General features: G+C 62.3%; 7 protein-coding genes and 1 pseudogene. All 8 read left to right on the top strand.

All coding sequences use genetic code 11. The features are described from left to right. Positions 1-585: 585 nt before the first annotated feature. Positions 586-911, top strand: a pseudogene (locus RIN79_RS21250) (IS110 family transposase); the annotation flags it as partial. Positions 912-1193: 282 nt separating this feature from the next. Further along, positions 1194-1553, top strand: a complete 360-nt coding sequence (locus tag RIN79_RS21245) for a hypothetical protein (protein WP_309086702.1) — start codon at positions 1194-1196, stop codon at positions 1551-1553. Between the two features lie 109 nt (positions 1554-1662). Then, on the top strand, positions 1663-2298 hold the full coding sequence (locus RIN79_RS21240) for a hypothetical protein (protein WP_309086701.1): 636 nt from the start codon (positions 1663-1665) through the stop codon (positions 2296-2298). A gap of 1 nt (position 2299) precedes the next feature. Then, positions 2300-2503: a hypothetical protein gene (locus tag RIN79_RS21235; protein ID WP_309086700.1), complete on the top strand. Its 204-nt coding sequence runs from the start codon at positions 2300-2302 to the stop codon at positions 2501-2503. Then, positions 2503-2874, top strand: coding sequence for a hypothetical protein (locus RIN79_RS21230; RefSeq protein WP_309086699.1), 372 nt, complete (start codon positions 2503-2505; stop codon positions 2872-2874). Before RIN79_RS21235 ends, RIN79_RS21230 begins: the two co-directional genes overlap by 1 nt. 50 nt (positions 2875-2924) lie before the next feature. After that, positions 2925-3614 carry a hypothetical protein gene (locus RIN79_RS21225; RefSeq protein WP_309086698.1) on the top strand — a complete coding sequence of 230 codons (690 nt, stop codon included), beginning with the start codon at positions 2925-2927 and terminating at the stop codon, positions 3612-3614. 297 nt (positions 3615-3911) lie between these two features. Beyond that, the gene (locus RIN79_RS21220; protein ID WP_309086697.1) at positions 3912-4313 is read left to right on the top strand and encodes a hypothetical protein; all 402 of its coding nucleotides are present in this window, start codon (positions 3912-3914) and stop codon (positions 4311-4313) included. Positions 4314-4369: 56 nt separating this feature from the next. Next, positions 4370-6407 (top strand): autotransporter outer membrane beta-barrel domain-containing protein (locus RIN79_RS21215; RefSeq protein WP_309086696.1); only part of this gene is annotated, 2038 nt, incomplete at its 3' end.

The following is a 6407-nucleotide window of genomic DNA, read 5'->3' as shown; positions in this document are numbered from 1 at the left end:
TTCAAGGTCGGCCTCGGCTACAATTTCGGCTCCTTCTCCGACGACCTCAGAGACCTTACCCTCGACGACCAGGGCGTCTTCCTCAATGTCGTCGGAAAATTCTGACCGCATCTGCCCCCGCCGCAAATGCGGCGGGGAGCTTTTTGCAGGTCCCCAAGTGCTCCCCTTGCCTCCGAAGCAACAGCGGCCAGTATGGAAATGCGACGGCTGCAGCAGGGAACAGCCGTTCAGGACGATCGATGATCACCGATGGGTGCGGGCCGCCGACACCACCACGGAATGGACCGGCAATCCCGAGAGCCTTCAGCTCTGCCCAACCTGCCAGCTGAAGTTCCTCTACAGCCAACTGCTTCCTCGGAAGGATCAGGATGTCGAGGAAACAACTGCGGAGGATCTAACACCAAAGGGCAATTTGCCCCGCTAGCTTACCTGTGGTCGAATTGGACAGCAGGATGAGGGCAGAAACGGAGCGTCCTGCTGAACGGCGCCTTGGGCTGGGTCTCTATTTCCCCGTAATCTGCAGAGGAGGCGGGGCGTCGCGCCGGCTGCAAAGAATCCGCCTGTCAAACAGCACAAGGGCGGACGATGGAATTCTTTTGCGGGCTCGATGATGGACGAGACGGCGCTGTGCGACCTCGAAGATCGCGGCGCGGTGCATCTGGAGACGGTGGCGGTGACGAATCCCGAGGCGATCTTCGACGCTTGAACTGGCGCGGCTGAGGCGCGTCGGCCACGAGGCGCGTCGCTCTCGCTTGGCTGCACCCGGAGCTGACCAGGATGGGTCTTCTGGCCGTGTGTCTTGAGACCCGGCACGTGCGTGCGGCGATGTCGGCACAGCGCAAGAAGACCGACAAGGCCGATGCGCTCGGCATCGCCATATCATGCGCACTGGCTGGTTCCGCCATGCCCATCAACGCGGAATTCGACTTCATCAACAACATCGTCGGGCCCGAGATACCTTCGATCTAACGGTCGACTACTTCGTGTGGAACTTCAACTTGTGACCTGGAGAACGGCATGATCGTCGAATACGACGAGAGGGGCGCGATATTTCACGTCATCCGCGATCCCGTCCCTCCGAACATGACGGAGGTGCTGGCGAACGCTGGCAAGGCGTTTCTGGACCTTCCTCCCGTTCCGCGCCCCCCGTTCCAGATCGGGACCCCGACACCGGCGAGCTGCGTCTGGAGGTGGTGGAAGACGAAGATGGCGGAACCAGGTACGCGCCCGTCATGGTCCCTGATGGTGTCGACATCGTCGAGTGCGACGCGAGCACCCACTACGTCGCCGATGGCGCGCTGGCGGAGCGCCCCGCAGCTCAAATCGAGATCGAGGCGATCGGGGGCGCCATCAGGCTGTCCGGCGTCCCGGAGGGGTCCATCGTCACTGTGATACTGGAGCCAGGGACTGCTCTCGCGAGCATGCACCAGACCGCGGCGGACGGCTCTCCTGTGGAGATAGAGGCGGACGAGCCTGGCAGTATGCGGATCATCGTCCGCCCGCCATGGCCCCTCCAGGAGGCGGTATATGACGTTGAAATTGAGCCGCGTTGAGGCCACGAGGAAACCGGGGCATTTACGCCACGTCGGCGACTACCGGCAGTACAGTTGTTGCCAAGGAAAGGTTGAAGTCGGGACGGAGGCCCGCGCAGGGTATGACATTGTGTACGGGCACAACCAGGATCGCCTGCCTCGCCCGCTCACCTCCATGACGATCGACGAGGTGATCGCCGCCGGCCCGAGCTGGACAAAGCGGTGGAAGTCGTCGGCCTGCGGCGGCTATCAGTTCATGAACGCAACGCTCAAAGACCTGAAGGCGGAGCTTCGGCTGCGCGGCTCACAGAAGCTCGATCCCGATCTGCAGGACCGGCTCGGCTACCATCTCCTGAAGCGCCGCGGCTATCAGGACTTCATGGCCGGCCGTATCGATCGGACGGAGTTCGCAAAGCGCCTGGCGATGGAGTGGGCTTCGTTCCCCGTTCTGAAGGCAACAACGGGCGCTCACAGGAACATCGCGCGCGGGCAGAGCTACTATGCCGGCGACGGTCTGAATAAGGCGCTGGTCTCGCCGGCAGCAATCGAGGCAATCCTGGACCGCGTAAAAGATGCTGGAGGGGCCACAGGAGCGCTGCCTCCTTCTCCCGGCTCTCAGCACCCCTTGAAGCCCAAACCCGCGCCAGTGAGCCCGGCAGGCGGCAAGGCGGGGCTGCTGGCGGCGATCCTTATGGGCATCGCCGGCATGCTCTACGCCTTCTGGGAGAAGGTGACCGGCTTCATCTCATCGATCATAGGAGGCTGACATGCTCGGCCCGCTCTCTCGCATCATCCTGCGCTACGTCGCCGGCGCCCTTGCCATGCTCGGTTTTATCACGGCCGACATGGGGCACATGCTGGCCGACGACCCAGACGTCGCCGCTGTCCTGCAATGGGCGCTGGGGATCCTTGCCGCGGCACTCGCTGAGGGGGGCTATTACCTCGCCAAGAAAGTTGGCTGGAGGACGTGATGCTCGGCCTTGGCACATGGATCAAGCTCGGCGCGGCCCTGGCTGTAGTCGCCGCACTCGCCTGGTCGCACACCGCAGCCTACCGCGCCGGGCCAATGCTGAGCGCCGTGCCGCGCTCGAGCGATCCGTCGACCTTCTTCGCGAAAGGAACTCCACCGATGAGACAATTCGCAATCTGGACGATGCTGCTCTTTGCCGGGCTCTCGGCGGCAGGATGTCAGACGACAGCACCTGTGAGTGAGTGCGACGGCTGGCGGAAGCTGACGCCGGCAGCTTCGACTCGCGATTTCATCATCCGCAATGACCGACCCTTCGCAGAACAAGTGGCGGCTCACAACACGTTCGGCACCGCTCGCGGTTGCTGGAAATAATCAGAACCAATGAAGCGGGGTTGGGGCAGAGCGAGATGACGGAGGCACACATGCCTGATCAAAACGGCGCCGAGAGGCACTATGTGGACGCGATCCAAGCCCAGCTCGGTGAACGTGTCACCAACCTCGGCCGGCGGCAGAGCGACCTCGAAGCGGAGATGCGCAGCGGATTCCGCCAGATCGAGCAGTCTTTCGCGTCCTTCACCAACGAGACGCGCGCATCCATCAACGCTCTCTCGTCGACCATCGCAGAACGCAGCAAGCCGCAGTGGCAGGCGATCGGGGTGGCGCTCACCTTCGCGGTGATCATCGGCGGCATGGCCTATTGGCCGATCCGGGAGGCGACAACCGACCTGAAGGCAAATCTCGGAACATTGTCAGCCGAGACGCGCCGGTCGTTCGACGCGGCCGCCGAGCGCTTTATCACGCGGCAGGAACTGGACTGGCGCGCGGCCCGAAGCGCTGAGGATCGCGTGAGAACGGACACGGCGATCAACGATCTGCGGACCACCATGCTGCCCCGCAACGAGTGGTCGGAGCGCAATCTCAACCGGGACCACGAGATCGCAAACCTTCAGCGGCAGATCGATCTCCAGCGCGAGGACTTTCAGCAGTTTTCCAGCTCGCTCGGCAACGGCCGCGACGTCATTCAGGATCTGAAGTCGGAGATCGAGCGGCTGCGCGATCAACTGGCAGACGTCCGCACGAGGCAGTTCCAGCGCATGGGAGCCTCGCCATAGAGTTCGCCGTGGTGAGACGTCGTGGCTATGCCTGCCAAAGAGCGTCCGCCACCCGGACCAATAAAACGATGTAATTCTGACCTATGTTGCGCAAGCGCAACAATTGAAGGGCATTTCTTCTTTCCTGCGATCCCCTCTTCGCAACTGCAGTGGCTTACGACATGATCTGCGCCTCATCGGAGGGGGAGATTGCCGTGCCACGCTATTCACTCAGAACCTCATCACTGCTTCACAAGCGGTGGGTTGCATATCTGAGCGCCAGCATTGCGCTTGCAGTGCTTTCTACCAGGCCGGCTTTTGCAGACGGAGGACACGGAAGCGGAGGTCGCATTTTGGGCTTTGGACCTGGCGGAGGCGATAGCGCAGTTGCGGCAGGAGGGGCCGGGGGCAGCGGAAGCACGTGGACAGGCGGCGGCGGCGGTGGCGCTGGCCTTACTGGAGGTGACGGCGGTGACGGCTATGGCCCCGCCGGCCGGGGCGGCGCGGGTGCTCCTACGGCAGGTGGCAATGGAGAGGCTGGTGAGAACGGTTCCGGCAACGGCTCAGGTGGAGGCGGCGGCGGGGGTGCTCATGGGTACGTTGGTTCGTCCTTGCCCGGCAGTGACGTTTCCGGAGGCAATGGCGGCGCAGGAGGGGCTGGGGGTGCAGATCTCATGGATGGCGGAGGCGGCGGCGCTGGCGGATGGGGAGCTGTCATAACGGGTACTGGCAATTTGGGTGTACTCAGCGCCACAGTTAGAGGCGGCAACGGAGGTGTGGGCGGATCGGGATATTTCGTGGGGGATGGGGGGACCGGTGGCAAAGGACTGTGGTTCACCGACGGCGGAGTCCAAGTAGTTATTGATTCGCTGGTTCAAGGCGGCACGGGCGGCGTGCCGGGCCCCCTCGGTGCTCCCGTTGCGGCGAGCGGAGAAGGGATTGTTGGCCAAAACCTCGATCTCGTAATTAGCACAAATGGCAGGGTCGCGTCTGGGGGTCCCGGCGCGAACGCCATCGAATTTACGGGCGGCAGTGTCAACGGTCTGGAGCTCCACGACGGATCTTTAATCACCGGAAATGTTGTGGCAGGCGGGTCGCTCGACAACTTCCGGCTGGGCGGCACCGGCAATGGCACTTTCGATGTTTCGTCGATAGGAGCGGCCCAGCAGTACCGTGGCTTTGAAAGCTTCCAGAAAGTCGGCACCAGCACTTGGACGTTGACTGGGGAAAATTCTACCGATCCGACCTCTTGGCAAATTCTGCAGGGTACGCTTTCAGTCGGTGCCAGCGGTGCCCTTGGAAGCCATGCCTCTTCCACCCTTACGATCGATGGCGGCACCCTGCAGACCACAGGCGCGAGCGGAATTACCTATGGTCGTTCGGTAACAATAGGCGCAAACAACGGCACGATTGAAACGGTCGGCGATCTGACTCTGTCGGGCGTCGTTTCCGGACCTGGTTCACTCACCAAGATCGGCGCGGGCACGCTCGCGCTTTCGGGCGACAATTCCGGGTTTGCAGGAGATGTTACTGTCTCGGAAGGCACACTCGAAATTGCCGGCCAACTGGGGTCGGAAAACGGAACAATCGATTATACTGGGGGCGACCCGGACGCTACCGCAACGGTGAGAATCAGCGGCCCCGATGCTGCATGGACGAGTGGACTCATTTTGGTCGCTGACAGCAATAGCGGGGAGCTGATCATTGAGGATGGAGGGCGGCTTTCTGTCGCTCTAGCAGCCGTGGCCGGCAATCTCGGCGGGGTGGGGTCTGTGGTGGTTTCCGGCGCCGGCTCCATCTGGCAAAGCAGTGCCGGGTTTTCTATCGGTCATTACGGCAACGGCCGGGTCTTCATCGCAGATGGCGGGAATGTTGTAAGCGACGCCTTGGTAGTGATCGGCGGAGCAACCTACGGGACCGGCACAGTGGAGATTTCCGGCAGCGGGTCCCTGTTGGCCGGCGAAGCCATCTACGTTGGTTTACAGGGGAATGGTACGCTAACATTGGCCGAGGGTGGGACTGCATCCGTTCGACAGCCAACGCTTACTCTGGCGATGGACGAACGCTCCTTCGGCACGCTCAATTTCGGAGCGGCAAGCGGCGCGGCCGCAAGGGCAAGCGGCACGCTCGATGCGATGTCGGTGACATTCGGCCCAGGGACAGGGACGATCGTCTTCAACCATACCGGCCATCCAGACGGATCGGATCTGATTTTCGCTTCCTCCCTGATCGGATCGGGAACAATCCGCCATGAGAGCGGCACAACCATTCTGACCGCGGACAATTCAGACTTTTCCGGAACCGCCGCCGTCTCAGGAGGCACGCTCCTGGTGAACGGATCGCTGGAAAATTCGACCTTCAGCGTTGAGGGAGGAAGGCTCGGAGGCGTCGGGAGGCTTGGCCCCACGACGCTATCGTCAGGCGGCACTATTGCACCGGGCAATTCGATCGGCACGCTGACAGTCGCGGGGGACTATGTCGGTACGGGCGGCTTGCTCGAAATCGAAACCGAGCTGGGCGACGACAGCTCCCCGACGGACCTGCTCCACGTTACCGGCAGTACGTCGGGCGATACGGACGTGCGTGTCATCAATTTGGGTGGCAGCGGGGCACAAACCGACGAGGGCATCCGGATCGTTCAAGTTGATGGTAGCTCCGACGGCGCGTTCTCGCTGCTCGGTGACTATGTCTTCCAAGGTGAGCAGGCCGTCGTGGCTGGCGCTTACGCCTATCGTCTCTACCAGGGCAGCGTGAGCGATCCCACGGACGGCGATTGGTATCTTCGCTCAGCGGCGGTACCAGATCCGGATCCCG

The organism is Chelativorans sp. (genome assembly GCF_031180965.1).
GTDB lineage: Bacteria > Pseudomonadota > Alphaproteobacteria > Rhizobiales > Rhizobiaceae > Chelativorans.
This window is presented reverse-complemented; position numbering and strand designations above follow the sequence as displayed.